Raw genomic sequence first — 19,831 nt, 5'->3', positions numbered from 1 at the left:
GAAATTGAAGCATGAAGTTCAAGTTTGTGAGTTCCCCGAGAATCCATCCGGGGTCTTGCACGGAACCAAGATTCGCAGCGCCTCATATTCCACGTATTACGCGCATTCCAAAGGCACAAAAAGGCAGATTTAACAATCGGCGATATTTTGTGCACTATTTCTGCAGGTCAGAAAAAACTGGCGTTAAATCTGCCTGAGGCAGATTTACATCGTGCACAACCAACCAACAATGAAGGCACGAAGCTAAAGCCTCTGGGTCCCACACCCACCCCCCACGCCAAGACCTCACCTAAGCCTTCACCACACCAAAAGCTCCGCCCTTACCTTCGGCGCTGTTCAATTCGAATAGCCACGGTGATTCGTTCTCTAAGTTGCACTGGTGCGTGCACTCCACAACAGCGTTTCATTAGAGAACGTACTTCCTGCTCAATCCCGAGCGCTTGGAAGCAAGCGGGGCATGCGAGGACTTTTTCTTTGAGCCGTTGTGCTTCGGCTTCTTCCATATGTCCGTCTAGCAGTTCGAAGAGTGCTTGGTAGGCGTCTTCGCATCCGCAAAAGCATTCATGATCGTCTTTCATGTTTGTTTTGCCTTCCGATTATTGCCGGCTTTTTGGGCGTTCTAACCCAATGCCGTGTTCCTGGGCCACATCTTTCAACATTGCGCGGAGTTGTTTTCTTCCACGGTGGAGTCGGCTCATAACGGTGCCGAGTGGTGTGTCCATGATTTCGGCGATTTCTTTGTAGGCGAGCCCTTCTACATCTGCGTAGTAGACGACCATTCGGTAGTCTTCCGGGAGGTCATTCAGCGCCTCGGTGATTCGGGAGTTTGGCAGCAGTTTCAGTGCTTCGACTTCGGCGGATTCCAATCCTGTTGATAGGTGTGTGGAGGTTTGCAGGAGTTGGTGATCTGTGATTTCCTCGGTCGGTAGCTGCGAGGGTTGGCGTTGGGCTTTGCGGTAGGAATTGATATAGAGGTTGGTCATAATGCGGTACAACCAGGCTTTAAGGTTGGTGCCTGGCTGAAAGCTATCGAATGCTTGGTATGCCCGCATATAGGTTTCTTGCACGAGGTCTTCTGCGTCGGCGGGGTTGCGGGTCATTCGTAGTGCACCGCCGTAGAGCTGGTCGAGCAGTGGCAGCGCTTCAGCTTCGAACCGAGCGGAGGATTGTTCCGTCATGAGTTTCGATTTTAGGGGGTATATGGTGGTTTTATGGCAAAGAAGAAGTCCCGTGCGGCGGCCACTGCGGCTCTCCAAGTGCTTGTCGACGCCGCGGTACCCCATAAGGTTTACAGCTTTGCCGCTGGCGAAGGGGATTATGGCGCTCATGCAGCCAATGAGCTGGGGCTTCAATTGAAAATCAGTTCCAATCAAGTTTTTAAAACACTAGTGATTGATCTCACAGCTGCGAAGGGTCCCAAGCGGGACTTAGCAGTGGCGGTGATCCCCGTTTCAGGTTCGTTAAGTCTCAAAAAAGCGGCGGCGGCTTTTGGGGTTTCAAAAGTGGTTATGGCGCAACCCAGTGATGCGCAGCGATCTTCTGGCTATATTCCTGGTGGTATTTCACCAATTGGCCAAAAGCGTGCCTTGCCTACGGTAATCGATGTTTCGGCGTTGGAATTTGCGGAAGTATTTGTTTCTGGCGGTAAGCGTGGATTGGATATTGCGATATCGCCAGAAGATCTAGCTGTGGTGACTCATGCACGGTTCGGGGAATTGCAAGCCTAGAATAAAGAATTGGATTGTAGGAGTTCTGGGTAATCATTTGCCACATTGCCTACGGCACTATTTGCGGGTCGGGCTTGAAGTTGGATGCTCGTAGGTTGCATAGTTTCGATTGTTGGCTCATTCAGCCACGTGTTCGCTTGCTCTGGGGCAAGTAACAGCGGAGCCCGATGGTGAAGCCATTCCAAGGCAGGAGGCGCCGCGGTTGTGACCATAGTGGCTTCACCATTCCGGTACAGTCCGGCGGTCCATAGAAGTTGATGAGTGGAAACATAGTACGGGATGCCGCCGTGCCATTCGTAGTAGCCGTCCATGGGGATAAGGATTCGTGAATTACGAAATGCCCAGGCAAATGATGGTTTTTCAGCGAGGGTTTCAGCTCGCGCATTAAAGAGTGTGGTGCGACCACTGAAGCCCCATCGTGCAGGCTGGAGAGTCTCGTTAATAATTGCAATGGTGTGCGTGGGGGCAATGTTGTAGCGCGGAGCAGGTGTGCCATGTGGGGCAGCTACTGGACGGCCAAGCAGGGTGGTCGCGGCGTCGAGAAGCGTTTCGGAGGTGGTAAAGAGAACAAAGCGTCCGCACATAACCTCTATCATGGTCTATGTGAGTGATCTAACAGCCGCCGCCGCGCCATTATGGGAGGCGCCTACGCCAGCCGGGCCTATTTCGTGGACGCAGGAGGTGCCGGGTTCGAAATCAATTACTAATCGAGCGCTCATCCTTGCGGCGCTTGCCGACACCCCTTCAACCTTGGTTGGTGCCCTCCGCAGCCGTGACACCGACCTTATGATGGATGCGATTGCAGCACTCGGCGCCAATGTGGACATCAATGGAACAACAGTACGGATTTCTCCACGTGAGCTGCGTGGCGGGCGCGTTGAATGCGGGCTAGCGGGAACAGTTATGCGGTTTGTACCGCCGCTGGCAGCCTTAGCCTCTGGAATCGTTGAATTCGACGGTGACGAGCAAGCCCGAAGCCGACCAATGCACACTATGCTCAATGCTCTCCGTGATTTAGGAATAGAAATTACGGGCGAATCCCTGCCGTTTTCCCTGGTTGGCGGAACAATTACCGGCAATGAGGTCACTATTGACGCTTCGGCATCTTCGCAATTTGTTTCGGGATTGCTACTTGCTGGTGCGCGATATCCGAACGGATTGACGGTGCGCCATAGGGGCGCGAAAGTCCCTAGCACGCCACACATAGATATGACGCTGGATATGCTGCGGCTCGCCGGAGTAACCACACGCACAAGCGACAACACAGTTTGGACAGTAGCCCCCGGAACGATCGCCGGACGAACATGGCATATTGAGCCGGATCTTTCCAATGCCACCCCATTCCTAGCAGCCGCAGCCGCAACGGGCGGGACAATGCGCATCCCACACTGGCCGGAAACAACAACTCAACCGGGGGACGCCATGCGAGATATCCTCGCAACTATGGGCTGTACCGTTTCCTATAACTACGGTGTACTTGCTGTTACCGGACCAAACACTGCATTACACGGCGTAGATTTAGATCTCTCCGATATTGGCGAACTCACCCCCACAATCGCGGCCCTGGCCGCACTTGCGCAAAGCCCATCTACACTTCGCGGAATCGCACATCTACGCGGGCATGAAACAGACCGATTGGCTGCCCTCGCCGCAGAAATTAATAATCTGGGCGGATTATGTACGGAACTTCCAGACGGCCTACATATTGAACCCGCACCACTTCGTGGCGGTATTTGGCGCAGCTACGCTGATCATCGAATGGCAACAGCTGGGGCGATTATTGGACTTACTATTCCTGGTGTAAAGGTAGAAAATATTGCAACAACCGCGAAAACGCTGCCTGGATTTGCAGCTATGTGGGAGGCTATGACGAGTGGCTAGGCGATCCTGGGATGAATCCGATGTCCGTATCCGACCTGGAAAAGGTTCCCGCCCCCGCACCAAAGACAGACCTTCGCACGAAAATGCGAAAGTAGGCATGGTTATAACCAAAGACCGAGGCCGCTGGGGAGTAGTCCTTGATGGCGAGGAACATCCAGTAGTGTGTATGCGCGCACGTGAACTGGGCCGAACCCCCATTGTGGTTGGGGATCGTGTAGCGGTTGTCGGTGATACTTCCGGAAAGCCAGGCACCCTTGCCCGTATAGTTAGACTCGAAGAACGAACAAGTGTTCTTAGGCGGACAGCAGATGACACAGATCCCTATGAACGCATTGTTGTGGGCAATGCGGAACAATTGCTTATTGTCTCCGCGGTAGCCGACCCTCCCCCAAGATCCGGTTTTGTAGAACGCGCACTCATTGCCGCATTTGCCGGAGGGGTAAAACCAATTATTTGTTTGACTAAATCCGATTTGGGGGACCCTGCCGAATTCGCATCTGAATTCGCAGACCTCGATGTTCCTGTGGTGATTTGCGGGATCAAGGACCCCCTCCAGAACATCGAAAAAGTTGTAGAAGGACATATTACAGCTCTTATTGGACACTCCGGTGTAGGCAAATCAACGCTGGTCAATAGGCTTGTACCAGATGCAGAGCGTGCCACTGGCGAAGTTTCCGGAGTAGGAAAAGGCCGCCACACCTCAACACAATCAGTTGCACTTAGGCTGCCGCATGGCGGCTGGATTATTGATACCCCAGGCATTCGTTCATTCGGCCTGGCACATATCGAACCAGATACAATCATTAATGTGTTCGATGATCTTGCTGCCGCAGTACAAACCTGTGATCGAGGCTGCAATCATATAGATGACCCCGGTTGCGGCCTAGATACCCTCACCGGAACATCCGCCCGGCGCGCCACCGCCGTACGCACCTTGCTCACCGCCTTAAATACCAATGAGGACTGGGAGTAATCATGGGCTGGTGGGTAGGTAGCGGACATTCACGCAGCCACGACAGCTCCGGCCAAGGCCTTAGCGAACGCAAGCTTATCGACGCCCACCACGACCGCGTCACACCAGAGCCTCCAGCATTACCAGCGCTCCAACGCGGCCCCATGACAGAAACCCCGCTAAACCGACTTGCCCTTATTTCTGTCCTTGCTGGTGTAGTCACCGGATTACTCGTTGCTGCCCTAAACTACGCCATAGTAATTACCGAACGCCTTGTCTACGGCACTGATCATTTACATACACTCGACCCAGGATCTGCGGTATCCCCCACTCGGCTCGCCATAACCCTGATATTCCTGGGGATCATTAACTCCTGGGCATGGTACCTACTCGGAAAATTCGGACGCCCCATGGTTTCCGTACCCGGCGCAATGCGCGGCCGGCCAATGCCTACTTTGGAAACCCTACTAAGCGTATTTATCCAAGTCACTTCCGTGGCCGCCGGCGCACCTGTAGGCCGAGAAAACGCGCCCCGATTGGCCGGAGGACTTTCCGCCGCCAGCATAAGTTCATGGTTTCACTTGGATATTCATTCCCGGCGCATTGTGGTTGCCTCAGCCGCAGGTGCAGGCCTTGCTGCCTCTTTCCATCTCCCTCTCGCCGGAGCACTATTCACCCTTGAATTGTTGCTTGTAGAAATGTCTACCCGAACCGTAGTCACCGCCATGCTTACCTCCGCAACGGCAGTGGCAACCACAGGTCTTTTTATAGATCCACACCCGATCTACCACACAGTTCCTCTTACTGAAGACTTCCACAATGTTATTGCCGCAATCATCGTAGGATTTATTGCCGGAATGGCAGGGCACTGGTTTGGTATTGCAGCACGTGCAGCCGCCGCAGCACGCCCCTTAGATTGGAAAATACTCTGGCAAATGCCCCTGGCATTCATTGCAGTTGCTGCCACCGCCTACTTTATTCCAGGAGTCAGCGCGAATGGGCGCTGGGCAGCCGACACGATTTTTACCATAGGTTTACCGCTAGTAACACTGCTTATTTTAGGTGTGGCACGAGTACTTATGGTGCTTGTATGTTTCCGTGTAGGGACCGTTGGAGGAACCCTTACCCCAGCGTTTTCATTAGGGGCAATTATCGGCGCAATTATTGGTACAGCAATCGACCCACTCTTCCCACAAGTCCCGTTAGGTGCCTGCGCACTTATGGGCGCCGCCGCATTTCTATCCACCACAATGGCTGCCCCAATGTTTGGAATGATAGCTGCGATTGAATTCACCGATATGCAGGCACAAGGTTATCTCCCAATGTTTGTTGCAGTGGTTGCTGCGGCCCTCGCCGTACGAATTTGGGGTCTAATTACAAATAAGGAACAACGCGTCCAGCCCTTTACATCCGCAGCATGGACTGGCGAACCCACACCAACACGTCCAGCACCCAGGTAGAGCTAGTCACTGACGTTTCAGGAAATTAGTAATTCTTACCTGTCTTTATCCTCTGATTGAGTTTCGCAATACACGATATCTTGCGCACCCAAAAATGTGTAGCGCAATGAAACTGAAATAATCCTGTAATAATTTGTTATTTTAGAATAAACCCAATGATAAAATCGATTCCGTAACAATAATTGGTTTTATTTTTTAATTCACTGCCCACTTAGCCCCTTTAAGGCGTTTTAGGAACTTATACAGTGGTGTACTGTTGGATTTTATTTAGTTTTTGATCATAAAGAATAGGAGTTAATTGTGATCAAAAAACTTACTCTTTCACTATCGACCTGCTGCATGATCTTTGCAGCGCTCGTATCAATACCAATCACATCCGCCCAAGAAACGGATGAATCCGAGGTCACTGCCGTAACTGAACCCAAAACCAACGATGCGAACATCACTGAGTTCGATACTGCTCCCATTCCGGCATCTGACGTCACCGAAGATACCGATATTGACACTGCTGCCGCCACTCTCAGGCAGTACATTGTGCAGGAATCGAATGGTCAGCCTCGATTTAATTCCGCTAAAGCAAAACAAGACAATGCCTCAGAATATTTGATAAGCACTGGTGAAGAATTCAATAAAATCGCCGAATACCATGAAAAGAACTCGGAATTTACCCAAGAACTAGGTATCCCGATTCATGGCAACTGGTGCGGTCCTGGACATAGTGGCCCAGGCGCACCTATTGACACCCTTGATAGGCTTTGTCAAACACACGATCGTTGCTATGGCAATCGTGGATATTTTGCATGTTCTTGTGACCGTGAGCTTGTTCAGGCTATCCGAACCAGTCGTTTTAGTGGAGCAGCTGAAAAAGCCAAAGCTGTAGCAATCGCTACATATTTCAGTACCGCTCCCTGCAATCCTTTTGCATAACCAGAGGTGATTTATATGAGCAGGATGAAGAAACTGAAATGGGCCGAATGGGCATCACTTCTTATTTCATTAGGCACAATCGTTTTCCCATACCTTTTTATGAGCCTTTTCCCTAATGGGCTGTTAGATTATTTCCTTTTCTCCATCCCGCTCGGAATCATAGCGATTGTGCTCGCAATTATTGGCCGAAACCCATTTCTTGCAATGTTGGGCTGTGTTGCCATTGCCGCACCATTCGTAGGCGTATTCCTTTTAACAATCGTCGGACTATTCGTCCAACTCATTACTTTCGGACACATCTCACCCGAAGATTGGTTGTTTACCCCACGCTATGCCCACTGGCATTGAGATCTCAGCTAATCCCAACATGAGCCCGTGCAATTCATCAACATAGCAAAGGCGAATAGTATGAGTATTTTCCAGAAGTGCAAGAAACTCAACTGGGCGGGGTGGGTTTCAATACTCATTTCAATATTCGCCATTGCCTTTCCATACCTGTTCCCAGGTGTGTATCCCCAAGGCATAGGTGTCTACTATCAAATCACCATCCCAATTGGAATCCTAGCGGGCATATTTGCTGCTATTGCGCGTAATTCTTGGCTAGGAATTCTTGCGTTCTTTGCGGCGTTTTCACCCATTTTTACAATCTGGTTGAGTTTCGCAGCCGCACTATTCCTCTACATCATTACATTCGGCAATTTCCCAACCGAATATTTAATCTAGGCCCTGAGCACCAAAAACTCACCCACTTTTATGCCCATCTCCCAGAAAGGAGATGGGCAATTCGCAATACATTTCGGTATTCAGCTAGCCATACTGGATCATCCCAATTACGGCGGGTAATTTCTTTTTCAAAATCCGTAATTGACCAGGATTGCAATTCCCATTCGTCTTCAACTATCCGGAGGGTTCCATCGTCGCTCCGATATAGCGTGACATTCCTCCCAGGGCCAATATTTTCGAATGATTTCACATGCTCAGCCTCGGTAATTTCGGCCCCTTGTGCGATCCAGGCGTCGCCGCGTATTACGGAATTGGATGTAACTTTCGCATTATCAAAAAGGCTAATGCTGCCGCTTAACCATGCATTTCCCCCAACGAAGGCTTCTCCGCTTACAAACACGTCGTCGGCAAGGCAGGCATTATCCTGAATTTTTGCATTGCCTGTTATTCGGCATCGCCCAACGATTTCGGCGGCGTCGCAAATGTGGGCGTTTCCATCGACGATTACGGAATCATCCAGGATTACGTGACCAGCCACGCGGGCGTTGTCTTTTATTAACGCGTCTGCACGAAGTTCGGCATTGTCGTGCAGCCAGGCGGTTCCGGAAATTCGTGGTTCGCCGCTGCTAGTAAAGCCGCTTTGTACCCATCCGCCGAGGTCACCTTTACGGACACCTTGTTCAGGGATATCGCGGGTGGCACGAATACGAAAAAGCACTTCCGGCGAAAGTCCCACTACTTTCCGCAGGTTTGTTAGCTCATAGCTCAAACCAATGTGTGAAGATTCTCGGGTTTCGGACCAAGATTTAATAGTGGAACGAATAACCGTAAGCCAGGGTTTCCAAATGTGTTGGTTCTCCCAGCTCATTACTTCGCACTTAAATTCTTTCCATTTCCTAAACCGCCAATAACCAAGCGTAATTTCCGGAGAGTTATCGTACTGGCGTAGCACCATCAGGGTGTCGCCTTGCGGGCCAAATGGCGAAACCATAAGACAATGCGAGGTATGGCTAATATTTGCTGCACCACCGATATATCCAATCGGTGGAATATGCGCTCCCCCAAATACATGGGCGTTTTCGCAAATATGCACTTCCCCGTGGGCTTCCACGTCCTCGACCTTGGCGCGACCAGAAACCGAAACCATATCTCCCACTGCACTTCGTCCGAGGATTTGGCTGCGATCAATAATGCTTGCTTGCCCGAATATTCGTGCCATTCCGGTTACCAGCGCACGCCCGCCAATAATTGCGGATTCGGTGATTTGTGCATGTCCAGTAATGTGTGCGCATTCATATACATTGGCGTCCCCACTTACTTGAGCATAGCCGGACACTCTAGCATTTCCGGAAACTCTGGCTTGGCCAAATACCCGAGCATGTCCTCGAATTCGGGCTGTTCCCCGGACCACAGCATGGCCGGAAACAATGGCGGTATTGCTGACGCGCGCGTCGTCGATAAGCATCGCCTCATTTCCAAGCCATGCCTGTCCGGAAAGGCGGGGCTTGCCGCGTGATGTTGTTGCCGAGCTGACCCAGCCGCCGCGCTCCCCTTTGCGAACGCCGTGCAATGGTAGGTTTTCCAGTGCTTGAATTCTAAACACACGCACACCGTAGGCTGTCATCTGCGATTCACTGGTGAGTTTAAAACTAGCTGACACGCTGCCTGCCTTTCTGCCGGGGTTCCGTACCAGCTAAACACGGCAAAGGCCCGAGCTTCATGCATTGCCCGGACCTTAAAGGACGTCGTTAGCAAACTCCCTACTTCTTCTTACGGCGCACCAAGAAGATACCAATCACCACAGCGATCACCGCAAACGCAATCACACCAAATACCGACGCCCCGGTATTTGCCAGCACACTCGGCTTTCGCACTGTTTCCGCATGTTGCACTGGCTTTTCGACGCCCTGATTCGACGGCATTGCAGTACCGCTTGGCGCTGCAACACTTTCCTGAGGAGCGCCACCAGAAGCTAACCCACCCAAAAGAGGGATACCTAGTAGCCACCAAGGCAAATTCGAACTCGATGATACTGGCGGCGTATCTGAGCGCGAATACGAATTAGTCACCGTAACCACCTGCCCCGCCGATACTGGACCAGACACCGCCACATTCCAGTCCAAACCATCAACCTTGGCTTCCCGTTCATTCACACTACAGGTATAGCCCTCTGGAACTTCGCCAGATATTACGGCTGTGCCAGCCTGCACATGTTCGATAGTGCCTGTAATATCCGGTGATCCCGACTTTGTGCAACGATAATCAAACTGGAATTCCTGTGGGACCTTGATATTCGGTTCAGCCTGGACAATCTTTTTCAATGTAAAGGTGCCAGCCTGCGGAATTATCCGCGAATACACATTAGTAATCGTGATCTGTTCACCGATCCGAACTTTGCCAGGGTTTTGTATTTCCAATATTGCTTCAGGAATATCTGCATTTAATTCCGTAACCGTGCAAGTAAAACCTTCCGGAATTTTCGCTGATTCTCGCGGGGTATTTGGCACAACATCTTTTAACTTATCGGCAAATACATCAGTTGTGCCTTCTTTTTCACACCGATACGAAAAATCAAATGTACTTGGCACCAAAATACCTGGTTCAGCTTCTACCCGCTTCACTAATGTAAACGTCCCGGAAGGCCCATAATCCTGTACATAGGTATTTACAAACGTAAAGGTATGGCCATTATTTGGAATAATGAACTTTTGCGGATCAGGTTTTTGTAAAATATATCCGGCTGGCGGCGTGGAATCCTGCTCCGTTACAGTACATTCTTTGCCAACCTCAATATTGCCTATTCCAGTTTCTTTATTTACTTCCACACGAACCTGACGGTCAGCTTCGCCTTCACACTGCACTAAGAAATCAAATCCAGTCGGCGCATTTACTGGGGCTCCGGAGATCTTTTTTAGTATTTTCACCGGTGCTTTTTCGCTCGTTACTTTTTCGATCGTGTTTTTTAGAATGATCTCGGTGGACGTAAGATCCTGAATTATAAAGGTATTACTGGGATGGAACTCTGGCACTTTCCAAACCATGCCCTCGACCCGCGGCAGTAATTCTGTAAGTACTACAGATGTTCCTTTTGGCAATTGGCCCTCGAGTTCACCTTTCAGTTCGCCACCGCCGACAGACTTCAAAGCGATTTCAGCCTCACCACCAGTGTGTTCATTATTTAAAGTTCCCGGCGCAGTATATTCTCCGCCATTGAGCCGAAAATCACCGGCGCGTGCTCCATTTGGAAACGTGTATTTCACTTTAATAACGTAATCAGCATTAATAAATCGGTCAGCAGCAACGTTTTCTGGGTTCTGGAATTGTTTCACCACGTGAATGCCACCAAACCCTGGTGCCAGCGTTATCTTTCCATTGGCACGTTCACCACAATGCACCGACCCCATAACCGTTTCACCAGATCCGCCAAGAAGTGAAATTGAATTATGGTACTCCCGACCACAAGCATGTCCTCTGAATTCCGAACGCAGTGGTGTACGGAGACCAATCAAGTAATTAGCATCAGGACGGAATGGTCCAGTAAGCCGGATCCGCGCGCTTCCTTCTGGAGTAAATTCCACCTGCATTTCGAAACCATCTGCAAGGGAATTTCCTGGTTTTGCCAAGCCTCGAGATTCCGTGGATGTTGCCGAGATAGACTCTACAAGCGCCCAATTTCGCAAAATTCGTTCATGCTGCTCGCCTACTGGAAATTCTTGAAATGCGTCTCCGAGTTTATCCTCAAACTCAATTGTTTGCGGAGTAACACCATCGAATGTGACACCGAGTTTATTGGCAATATCCTCACCATGAAATCGTACGCTCCATGGAATTTCCGTATGAGAATCCTCGATCGGAGTGCTTACTTTATCAAATACCTGAGGTTCGTATGCGCGTAGTTGACCAGCAATACCGAGTGGAATCTGAACCAATGCAGGAACGGAGTTGACGGAGAAATCAAATTCAGTGTTTTTGGAGGCTTCTTTTGCTTTTGCTAGAAACCATAGTTCTCCCGGTGCACGGTCTTCAGCTAAACGAGCACGCTGCTCTAGGTCATCATTGAATGTGCAAGTAATCGCTTGCGCAGTAGGAGTACAACGGCCTACCGGTTCCCCTTCGTAGGCATGAAAGTGAAGATCGAAATCTTGTTGCGCATAGGCCTCAAATTCCGGCGGGATATTTACGGTTATCGTATCGCCTTGCCGAATCGTGGAGGCCTCTAAAGCAGTGAAACCAATAGTGACACGAACGACGTCATCTACCGATATTTGCGCTTGCTCCCCCTCGAGATGTTCTTTTCCATTTGCATCAGATTTCACCGCGCGCGTCGAGTTTACTTCAACACGTACAGGTTCCCCGGCATGTGCCAAAGGAACAACGAGCGCGAACATCAGTGCGATGACCCCTAAGGCGGTGGCCACCGCCCTCGCGCCCATTTTCAACTGCATCATGAGTGCTGCCTTCCGTAATCCATGGGCCATTCTATCGCCCCTAAAGTCCTCAATATGCCATGCTGACACTTCTCCTACAAGGACCTCAGATTATCTACCCCCAAACGGTACTTTTCATTAAAAAATGTAAAACCTGCAGGTGAGGGCATACACAGAACTTACGGAAAGCTTATTGGCAGCTCAGGCTGTTATGCTTTGCGCAACCTTTTTACGTCGACCAAGATAGGAATTTACGACGTCCTGTACGCCAGGGCGGATCGACTTCAAAAGCTGTAACCCTGGCTTAAGGCCACGGCGCTTACCAAACTCGTCTACACCGATATGAAGCTGCGACTCCACCTCAGGATGGTCCGTAAACGCCCGATTCGAACGTACTTCCGGTGCATTGTGTGGGGATGCTACTAAGAAATGATTTGGCAATGTCAGCTTTAAGAGTGTCCGTTGCACCTTTAAAAACTGCTTGGGGAACGAATCGATGTTGTATGGGAGATCAAATTCCTCAGCAAGAGCTTGCACCTTTTTGCCAATTTCCGCCAACCGGTTTGAAGGCATATCAGGATATAGATGATGCTCGATCTGATAATTCAAATTGCCAGAAAGAATGGTCAGTAGTTTTCCACCCTTAAAGTTTGCAGAACCCAGCATTTGACGCAAATACCACTCTGCATGAGTTTCGGTATGGAACTGCTCCTTAGTAAATGTTTCTGCTTCATCTGGGAAGTGACCACAGAAAATTACCGCATATGCCCATACACTACGGATCCAGTTTGCGGCGGCATTTGCTTTGACAGTATTCAGATAATTCGGGCCAGTCAGTGCTGGGAAAAGTACGTAATCTTTCAATACCTGATTGCCGGATTTCCGTACTGCTTCCCAGAATCGCGGCGCGGTTTCCTCCCATGTTTGTTTACCGGCAAAATAGCGGCCAAGTTCCACATCATAGAAGGCGATTGCCCACTGAAAAAGGGAAGCTAGGACAACATTTGTAACTGGTTGGAAGGCGTGAGCAGGAGTCCACTTCCGATCGCGGGTTACACGCAAAATCCCGTATCCGACATCGTTGTCCATGCCAATAATATTGGTGTACTTATGGTGGACGAAATTATGGGAGTGCATCCACTGGGAACTAGGACATGTCATATCCCATTCCCACGTCGTTGAATGGATCTCTGGATCATTCATCCAGTCCCACTGACCGTGAATCACATTGTGGCCAATTTCCATGTTTTCAAGAATTTTCGAAAGCGCGAGCATACCGCTTCCAGCCCAGAAACAGGCTTTCTTATGGCTAAAAAGCAGTGTAGCTCTGCCTGCCACTTCAAGACCTCGCTGAAACCGAATAAGGTTCTTAATATATGCGACATCCCGCTCGCCAAGTGAAGATTCGACTTCTTCTTTAATGGCATCCAGCCTACGGCCGATTTCCTCAATGTCTTCATCTGTTAAATGCGAATATGCGCGAATATTATCAATTGCCATTGTTTCCTCCTAAAGACTAATTCGAACATCCCCTGCAGCCACACAAACGCATGTGCGGATACGCGCTCCTGGGCTATGGGTTTCTCCGGTACGAAGATCGTGTGCATGTCCATCTTCCAATGGACGAACACACGTCTGGCATATCCCCATCCGGCATCCAAATGGCAGCTGCACTCCAGCGGATTCCCCGGCTTCCAGAATTGTGGTCGCACCGTCTACTTTGATCTCAGCGCGATCACCAAAACGCACAACACCACCCGTGGCATCAGACGCACGATCTAACGTAAACCGCTCTGTCCGAATATCAGGCCACTGGGCTTCCAGTGCATCAAGCATCTCCGCAGGTCCGCAAGCATAGATCTCTCGCTCATCAACATCCGGTACTAATGCTTGAATGTCCGCAATACTAAGACGTCCCTGTTCACTGGTTACCTGCAAATGTACGGGAATAGGTAGTGCATCTAGAACTTCTTTAAATAACACACTATTGCGATGCCGTACCGAATGCACGAGTACCACATCCCCCAACTGGTTACGGTCAACCAAAGTACGCAGCATTCCAATAATTGGGGTGATTCCGGTCCCCGCGGAAATAAACAAGAGCTTCTCCGGAACGGGATCTGTTAAATGAAAATCCCCCGCTGGCGCCGCAAGTCGTACCATCATTCCAGGAGTTGCAGTACCGACAAGATGGTTGGAAAGTTTACCGCGCTCGACGGCACGAACTGTCACCGTAAGTACGTCACCCTGTGGTTGTGGCGCACAGGTAAGCGAATAGCTACGCCAGGTGTAGCGGCCGTCGATAGGCACGCCAATGCCAATATATTGCCCTGCATGAAAGTCAACAGGAACACCCCATCCACAGCGAATACTCAAGCTAACAGTATCCGGAGTTGGGCGCTCCACATGTTCGATTCGACCGCGCAATTCACGGGCCGACCATAGCGGATTAATTAGTTGGGTGTAGTCGTCCGGCAAAAGCGGGCTCGTAAAACGACGAAGTACACCCCGAAGGGTTCTCAAGCCGTCGCGTGGGAGGGCTGGTGCCACGTAAGGCTCCTATCATGTACGAAATTTACGATACCGTAGCTTACGCACACGTAGGTTAATTTGTAAATAAACGCACTAAGCATCGGTTAGAACAAAGCAACCAACAGCGGCAACTCAATTGGGTCGTACCAAGCCATAAGGTTATCTAATGCGTCGCCAACCTGAAGCTCTGCGTCCTCATCCCCGAGGTCCGCGGCGTCGATAAGTTCGATTGCGCGCGCAGTAGCCGCCTCGTTCTCTTCAATATCAACATGTATAGCCGCAACCTGATCCAGGCCAATCTGAGCAGGTGAAAGCTTAACTACCGACTCCCCCATCTCCGGCTCCAAAACGACCTGAGCATCCGGAACTTCCACCGACACAACCACACGCCTGTGCGGAAAAGCATCCACGCCAATCTGCAATAACCTAATCGACGCCCGCGCGGCATCATCAAATGCGGAATGCGCGATCTCATCCTCATCCCCAGAAATATAAAAATCACGCAAAGCGGGGGTAACCGCAAACCCCCACCCCGAACGTACATTTAACACCCCTGCATCATGCAACTCACCCAACATAGGGAATGTCGCCGGAATATATACCCTCACTAGAACTCGCCCTCGATACCAAACAACCCCATAATCTCCACAACAGCCCTATCAAACTGCTGGTAATACACCCCAATCAAACCACTATCAACAGCGGCACGAACATTCAGAATCTCCGAATCTACAAGCACACAATCCCGGCGATCCAACTCCACAACATCCGCCGCAAACTGAAACGACTCCAAATCTGGCTTTACCAGACCAGTATCCTTAGCCAGTACAACAGCATCAACCACCCCATCGGCATGCAATGCCTGCATAGCCTGCACCTTCTCTGGATCTTCCTCATTCGAAAGAATCACCGTGCCAACACCGTGCGCCTTCGCCGCCGCCAATAGCTGCCGCCACCTGCGCTGATCCTCATCCGAACCATCAAGCACGCCAACATACTCCACAATCAAACCACGCACGCTCTTCGAACTCCTTTACAAAAACAGCGCTACAACACTAAAAAACATGCACCCGCATACACCAGCACACACGCATGCCCGCACAAAAACATGACATAGTAAAACTATCCCGAAAGCCCACAAAAGTCACCGTGCGCAATATAAAACACCAAAATCCCGGGGGAAAACCAAACAATGCTCACACCAATACCAGGATTCAACCACCTAAAAACCTGGAAACCCACCCCACAACAGCCAACACTTCAAACAACACCAGAAAAGAAAACACCGCAAAAACCTGCAAAGGCGCGCTTGCTCAACCAACACGCAGTCCACCACATCATCAACACCGCACTCGAAGTAGCCACCGGCATCAAACCCATCAATATACTGACCAACGAGCGCTACCATCCCTCTGTACTGCGGCACATCACAGCACGCCGACGCTACCAACAGCGAGGCCCCGCCACCATCACATCAATGCACGCGCACCAACAAAACCCAACCACGCTTAATATCAGCGGCGCCTGCCAACTCGCCGGAAAAACTTATGCTTATGCCGCGAAAATCCAATTCACTAGTTCTGGGAAACTCAAACTCGCTGCCTTGCGGATTTTATAGAAGCGTGAAGCCTGTTGGGTTCTGGAGCTTGTTGGGTTCTGGAGCCTGTTGGGTTCTGGAGCCTGTTGGGTTCTGGAGCTTGTTGGGTTCTGGAGCTTGTTGCTTCAAGGGGCGAGTGTGTTTGAGCTGGGCGTTTTCGCCTCGTGATACAAAATCCGGGTGTTTCAGAAAACTTCCTAATTTTGTAGGACCTAATGCCCGAAAGCCCTTAGCTAAACTTCCTGCCCATAAACCCGTGATCTTGAACGAGCCAACATACTCCCCGGTTCTGAAATGTTCCCCGGATGCTGTGCTGTACAAGTACAGGCTTTGGGGCTGAGGCTTGTGACACCCTGTGATTAATGTGAGTTTTGTGGCCGGTGGTTTGGTTGTGTGCTTGTGGTGGGCTGGGATTTGCTTAGGGCTGGGTGTTCTTTTTGGGCGCTGGCTGGGCGCTGGCTGAGCTGCTATTCGGAGGCTGTCACAGATTCCATTTTTCCGGCTGTTTTTATGGAATCTGCGACAATCGGGATAAAAACATCACTAGTTTGATAGGGTGCGCCTATCAAACCGCAGGGAAAGCGGCTCGAAGGCCCAGGAAACCAGCCCAACCCCAGGAAACCAGCCAAACCACTGGAAAACCAGCCAACTCACCCCGAAAACCAGCCAACCCGCCCGAAGCCCTCATATAAAACAAGCCCAGTCACCTAAAGACCAGCCCGTCAGGCGCGTCCAAACCAACACCCCACCTTGGAATTCCCCATCACAGCCTCGCCAAATTACGCGCTGGCCAGCGTGTAAGAAATCTAAGGTAGAGCACAAAGCACCCTCCCATCCAACGCTTTGTTATTTAGGGTTATTTAGGTTGGAAGGCAAGGGTGCTTGTGTGTTTGGTAGTTATACCTCGGCCGGGCCGCTGAATCGTAGGTCGCGTGGGTTGCGTGGGCGCACGTTGCCTAGATCTTCAGCATCTACTTTTCCGTCATTATTCACGTCTGCAGTGCCAGCAGCTTCCATTTGAGTGAGGAATTGTTTGCGTAGCAAGAAGAGTTCCCGAACGGTTTCTTCTTTGATGCCGTCTTTCATGGCGTTGAACATGTCACCGCCTTCTTTTTGATATTCCACCAGTGGATCTCGCTGTGCCATGGCACGGAGACCAATGCCTTCTTTGAGATATTCCATCTCGTAAAGGTGCTCGCGCCATTTTTGGTCGACCACGTTAAGGATTACCATGCGCTCGATTGCTCGCATTTGGCTATCGCCACCAATGAGTGCAACTTGTGATTCAAGAGCTTCGTATTGCTCGTGTGCGTCTTTGGTGAGGGCATCATGGAGGTCGTCTGCGCTGAGTTCTCCAGGACTGCCGTATTCCGAGCCATTCAGTAGGTCTTGCCAGGTCATAGAAGGCCCGTACAGGCCTTCGAGGGCGTTCCACAGGGTATCCAAATCCCAGTCTTCTACATAACCAGTTTCTGTTGCGCCTGCGATATATGCATCGATGGTTTCATCGATCATGTTTTTTACTTGCTCGCCAACGTCGCGACCATCAAGAATTTCGCGTCGCTCCCGGTAGATTACCTTGCGCTGCTCGTTCATTACCTCGTCATATTTCAGAACATTTTTGCGCATTTCAAAGTTCTGATTTTCCACCGAGGTTTGAGCACCTTTAATGGCGTTGGAGACCATCTTTGCTTCAATCGGCACATCGTCTGGAACATTCAGACGATTCATCATATTTTCCATTGATTGACCGGAGAAGCGGACCATGATTTCGTCGCGCATAGAAAGGTAGAAACGGGTTGTTCCTGGGTCACCTTGGCGTCCAGAACGTCCACGAAGCTGGTTATCAATACGGCGTGATTCATGGCGTTCCGTGCCAAGCACATAGAGTCCACCTGCCTCTCGAACTTTTTCGGCAAGTTCGGCGGAACGTTTTTTCATTTTGGTGATTTCTTCATCCCAGGCTGCTTCGTACTCCTCAGGGGTTTCCACTGGGTCGAGGCCTTTTGCACGCAGGTTAAGGTCAGCAAGGATGTCTGGGTTTCCGCCAAGCACGATGTCGGTACCGCGACCAGCCATATTGGTGGCTACAGTCACTGCCCCAGGCAAGCCGGCTTGCGCCACGATTTCAGCTTCTTTGTCGTGGTATTTGGCGTTGAGTACGTGATGCTTAATGCCACGACGCTGCAAGAGCTGGGAAAGATACTCCGAGCGTTCTACAGACGTGGTGCCTACCAGGATTGGTTGGCCAGCTGCGGAGCGCTCAGCGATATCGTCGGCAACGGCTGCGAATTTTGCTTCTTCGGTTTTGTAAACCAAGTCTGTAAGGTCTTCGCGTTGGTTTGGCCGATTAGTTGGAATCGGCACAACATCAAGTTTGTAAATTTGGTGCAGCTCGGAAGCTTCGGTTTCGGCTGTACCGGTCATACCTGCGAGTTTTTTGTACAGACGGAAGTAGTTTTGCAAAGTAATGGTGGCCAGTGTCTGGTTTTCGTTTTTAATTTCCACCCCTTCCTTCGCTTCGATAGCTTGGTGCATGCCATCGTTATAGCGGCGACCAGGAAGAACGCGGCCAGTGAATTCGTCAACGATCATTACTTCGCCATTGCGCACAATATAGTCTTTATCGCGGGAAAACAGCTCTTTAGCTTTAATCGCGTTGTTCAGGTAACTCACAAGCTGTGAGTGTTCTGGCGCATAAAGATTATCTATGCCAAGTTGATCCTCCACATATTCCACGCCTTTTTCTTTGACGCCGATAGTGCGTTTACGCTCATCGATTTCGTAGTGGAGATCACGGGTCATGCGTGGCACAATCATTGCGAATGCTGAGTACCATTCGGATGAACCATCGGCGGGGCCGGAGATAATCAGTGGGGTACGCGCTTCGTCGATAAGAATAGAGTCCACTTCGTCGACGATGGCGTAATTGTGGTCGCGTTGCACCAGTTCGTCGATTGAACGTGCCATATTGTCGCGCAGGTAATCGAACCCAAATTCATTATTGGTGCCATAGGTGATGTCGGCGTTATATGCGCGGCGTCGCATATCCGGGGTCATTTCAGAAAGGATCACATCGGTGGTTAGCCCCAAGAAACGGTGTACACGACCCATCCATTCGGCGTCGCGCTTGGCCAGGTAGTCATTAACAGTAACTACGTGTACGCCTTTGCCTTCCAGAGCGTTGAGGTATGCAGGGAGTACACAGGTCAGGGTTTTACCTTCACCGGTGCGCATCTCAGCAACATTGCCAAAGTGGAGAGCAGCACCACCCATAATCTGTACTGGATAGTGTTTTTGGCCAAGTACACGCCACGATGCTTCGCGGGCAACGGCAAAGGCTTCCAGCAGAATATCGTCTAGGTCTTCGCCGTGAGCCAGACGTTCCTTGAATTCCTCCGTCTGGTTTTTTAGCTGCGTATCGCTCATCCCTGAGTACTGGGATTCCAGATCCAAAACAGCATCGGCGATGCGCTGGAGACGTTTGATGGCGCGGCCTTCACCAAGTCGCAGGATTTTGGACAGTCCAAACACGGGCAAAAGTCCTTACAAAAATTGAGGGTTTTATCAACAGTCCCGGCTATTCTACTCTGTCGCTAAGAATG

Annotated in this window: 18 protein-coding genes; 8 read left to right on the top strand and 10 right to left on the bottom strand. The window is 50.5% G+C overall.

The annotated features are described in order from the left end of the window. Positions 1–320: 320 nt before the first annotated feature. Positions 321–578, bottom strand: a complete 258-nt coding sequence (rsrA, locus tag CFREI_RS03045; RefSeq protein ID WP_027012529.1) for a mycothiol system anti-sigma-R factor — start codon at positions 576–578, stop codon at positions 321–323. An 18-nt stretch (positions 579–596) separates the two neighbouring features. Next, positions 597–1,178 (bottom strand): sigma-70 family RNA polymerase sigma factor, encoded by a 582-nt coding sequence (locus tag CFREI_RS03040; protein ID WP_027012528.1) that lies wholly within the window; start codon positions 1,176–1,178, stop codon positions 597–599. A 33-nt stretch (positions 1,179–1,211) separates the two neighbouring features. Between CFREI_RS03040 and CFREI_RS03035 the strand changes: the two genes are divergently transcribed. Then, complete coding sequence (locus CFREI_RS03035) at positions 1,212–1,727, top strand: aminoacyl-tRNA deacylase (RefSeq protein ID WP_027012527.1); 516 nt, start codon at positions 1,212–1,214, stop codon at positions 1,725–1,727. On the opposite strand, the gene CFREI_RS03030 is transcribed toward CFREI_RS03035, so the two are convergent. Continuing rightward, positions 1,724–2,311, bottom strand: coding sequence for an SOS response-associated peptidase (locus CFREI_RS03030; protein WP_027012526.1), 588 nt, complete (start codon positions 2,309–2,311; stop codon positions 1,724–1,726). The two genes, CFREI_RS03035 and CFREI_RS03030, sit on opposite strands and share 4 nt — an antisense overlap. Before the next feature lie 10 nt (positions 2,312–2,321). On the opposite strand from CFREI_RS03030, the gene aroA reads away from it, so the two are divergent. The 6 genes from aroA to CFREI_RS03000 all read left to right on the top strand — a co-directional run bounded on the left by aroA (position 2,322) and on the right by CFREI_RS03000 (position 7,670). After that, positions 2,322–3,608: a 3-phosphoshikimate 1-carboxyvinyltransferase gene (aroA, locus tag CFREI_RS03025; RefSeq protein ID WP_035111979.1), complete on the top strand. Its 1,287-nt coding sequence runs from the start codon at positions 2,322–2,324 to the stop codon at positions 3,606–3,608. Further along, positions 3,601–4,581, top strand: coding sequence for a ribosome small subunit-dependent GTPase A (gene rsgA / locus CFREI_RS03020; RefSeq protein WP_027012524.1), 981 nt, complete (start codon positions 3,601–3,603; stop codon positions 4,579–4,581). Before aroA ends, rsgA begins: the two co-directional genes overlap by 8 nt. A gap of 143 nt (positions 4,582–4,724) precedes the next feature. Further along, positions 4,725–6,020: a chloride channel protein gene (locus tag CFREI_RS03015; RefSeq protein WP_027012523.1), complete on the top strand. Its 1,296-nt coding sequence runs from the start codon at positions 4,725–4,727 to the stop codon at positions 6,018–6,020. A 300-nt stretch (positions 6,021–6,320) separates the two neighbouring features. Continuing rightward, on the top strand, positions 6,321–6,947 hold the full coding sequence (locus tag CFREI_RS03010; protein WP_205618456.1) for a phospholipase A2 family protein: 627 nt from the start codon (positions 6,321–6,323) through the stop codon (positions 6,945–6,947). 15 nt (positions 6,948–6,962) lie between these two features. Further along, positions 6,963–7,295: a hypothetical protein gene (locus CFREI_RS03005; RefSeq protein ID WP_156907742.1), complete on the top strand. Its 333-nt coding sequence runs from the start codon at positions 6,963–6,965 to the stop codon at positions 7,293–7,295. 60 nt (positions 7,296–7,355) lie between these two features. After that, positions 7,356–7,670, top strand: coding sequence for a hypothetical protein (locus CFREI_RS03000; RefSeq protein ID WP_027012520.1), 315 nt, complete (start codon positions 7,356–7,358; stop codon positions 7,668–7,670). Between the two features lie 28 nt (positions 7,671–7,698). Here the strand turns inward: CFREI_RS03000 and CFREI_RS02995 are convergent, their stop codons facing one another. The 6 genes from CFREI_RS02995 to CFREI_RS02970 form a co-directional block, all read right to left on the bottom strand. Then, positions 7,699–9,330 carry an LbetaH domain-containing protein gene (locus CFREI_RS02995; protein WP_027012519.1) on the bottom strand — a complete coding sequence of 544 codons (1,632 nt, stop codon included), beginning with the start codon at positions 9,328–9,330 and terminating at the stop codon, positions 7,699–7,701. Between the two features lie 100 nt (positions 9,331–9,430). Continuing rightward, positions 9,431–12,118 carry a DUF5979 domain-containing protein gene (locus CFREI_RS02990; RefSeq protein WP_156907741.1) on the bottom strand — a complete coding sequence of 896 codons (2,688 nt, stop codon included), beginning with the start codon at positions 12,116–12,118 and terminating at the stop codon, positions 9,431–9,433. Positions 12,119–12,298: 180 nt separating this feature from the next. Then, entirely contained in the window at positions 12,299–13,597 is a 1,299-nt protein-coding gene (locus tag CFREI_RS02985) for a fatty acid desaturase family protein (protein ID WP_027012517.1), read from the bottom strand. Between the two features lie 9 nt (positions 13,598–13,606). Then, positions 13,607–14,647: a ferredoxin reductase gene (locus CFREI_RS02980; RefSeq protein WP_027012516.1), complete on the bottom strand. Its 1,041-nt coding sequence runs from the start codon at positions 14,645–14,647 to the stop codon at positions 13,607–13,609. A gap of 86 nt (positions 14,648–14,733) precedes the next feature. Then, a complete protein-coding gene (locus tag CFREI_RS02975; protein ID WP_027012515.1) occupies positions 14,734–15,237 on the bottom strand; it encodes a DUF6912 family protein in 504 nt (167 codons plus the stop codon). Next, complete coding sequence (locus CFREI_RS02970) at positions 15,237–15,647, bottom strand: HAD family hydrolase (protein WP_027012514.1); 411 nt, start codon at positions 15,645–15,647, stop codon at positions 15,237–15,239. Before CFREI_RS02970 ends, CFREI_RS02975 begins: the two co-directional genes overlap by 1 nt. A gap of 174 nt (positions 15,648–15,821) precedes the next feature. On the opposite strand from CFREI_RS02970, the gene CFREI_RS02965 reads away from it, so the two are divergent. Beyond that, positions 15,822–16,247: a hypothetical protein gene (locus CFREI_RS02965; protein ID WP_027012513.1), complete on the top strand. Its 426-nt coding sequence runs from the start codon at positions 15,822–15,824 to the stop codon at positions 16,245–16,247. An 876-nt stretch (positions 16,248–17,123) separates the two neighbouring features. Here the strand turns inward: CFREI_RS02965 and secA are convergent. Next, positions 17,124–19,760, bottom strand: coding sequence for a preprotein translocase subunit SecA (secA, locus tag CFREI_RS02960; protein WP_035111978.1), 2,637 nt, complete (start codon positions 19,758–19,760; stop codon positions 17,124–17,126). Between the last annotated feature and the right edge of the window lie 71 nt (positions 19,761–19,831).

Origin of the sequence: Corynebacterium freiburgense (assembly GCF_030408815.1) — a bacterium.
Lineage (GTDB): Bacteria > Actinomycetota > Actinomycetes > Mycobacteriales > Mycobacteriaceae > Corynebacterium > Corynebacterium freiburgense.
This window is presented reverse-complemented; position numbering and strand designations above follow the sequence as displayed.

Bases quoted from the DNA above. Each gene is read 5' to 3' on its own strand.
- rsrA (WP_027012529.1), bottom strand. From the start codon at position 578: ATGAAAGACGATCATGAATGCTTTTGCGGATGCGAAGACGCCTACCAA.
- CFREI_RS03040 (WP_027012528.1), bottom strand. From the start codon at position 1,178: ATGACGGAACAATCCTCCGCTCGGTTCGAAGCTGAAGCGCTGCCACTG.
- CFREI_RS03035 (WP_027012527.1), top strand. From the start codon at position 1,212: ATGGCAAAGAAGAAGTCCCGTGCGGCGGCCACTGCGGCTCTCCAAGTG.
- CFREI_RS03030 (WP_027012526.1), bottom strand. From the start codon at position 2,311: ATGTGCGGACGCTTTGTTCTCTTTACCACCTCCGAAACGCTTCTCGAC.
- aroA (WP_035111979.1), top strand. From the start codon at position 2,322: ATGGTCTATGTGAGTGATCTAACAGCCGCCGCCGCGCCATTATGGGAG.
- CFREI_RS03015 (WP_027012523.1), top strand. From the start codon at position 4,725: ATGACAGAAACCCCGCTAAACCGACTTGCCCTTATTTCTGTCCTTGCT.
- CFREI_RS03005 (WP_156907742.1), top strand. From the start codon at position 6,963: ATGAGCAGGATGAAGAAACTGAAATGGGCCGAATGGGCATCACTTCTT.
- CFREI_RS03000 (WP_027012520.1), top strand. From the start codon at position 7,356: ATGAGTATTTTCCAGAAGTGCAAGAAACTCAACTGGGCGGGGTGGGTT.
- CFREI_RS02990 (WP_156907741.1), bottom strand. From the start codon at position 12,118: ATGATGCAGTTGAAAATGGGCGCGAGGGCGGTGGCCACCGCCTTAGGG.
- CFREI_RS02985 (WP_027012517.1), bottom strand. From the start codon at position 13,597: ATGGCAATTGATAATATTCGCGCATATTCGCATTTAACAGATGAAGAC.
- CFREI_RS02965 (WP_027012513.1), top strand. From the start codon at position 15,822: ATGCTCACACCAATACCAGGATTCAACCACCTAAAAACCTGGAAACCC.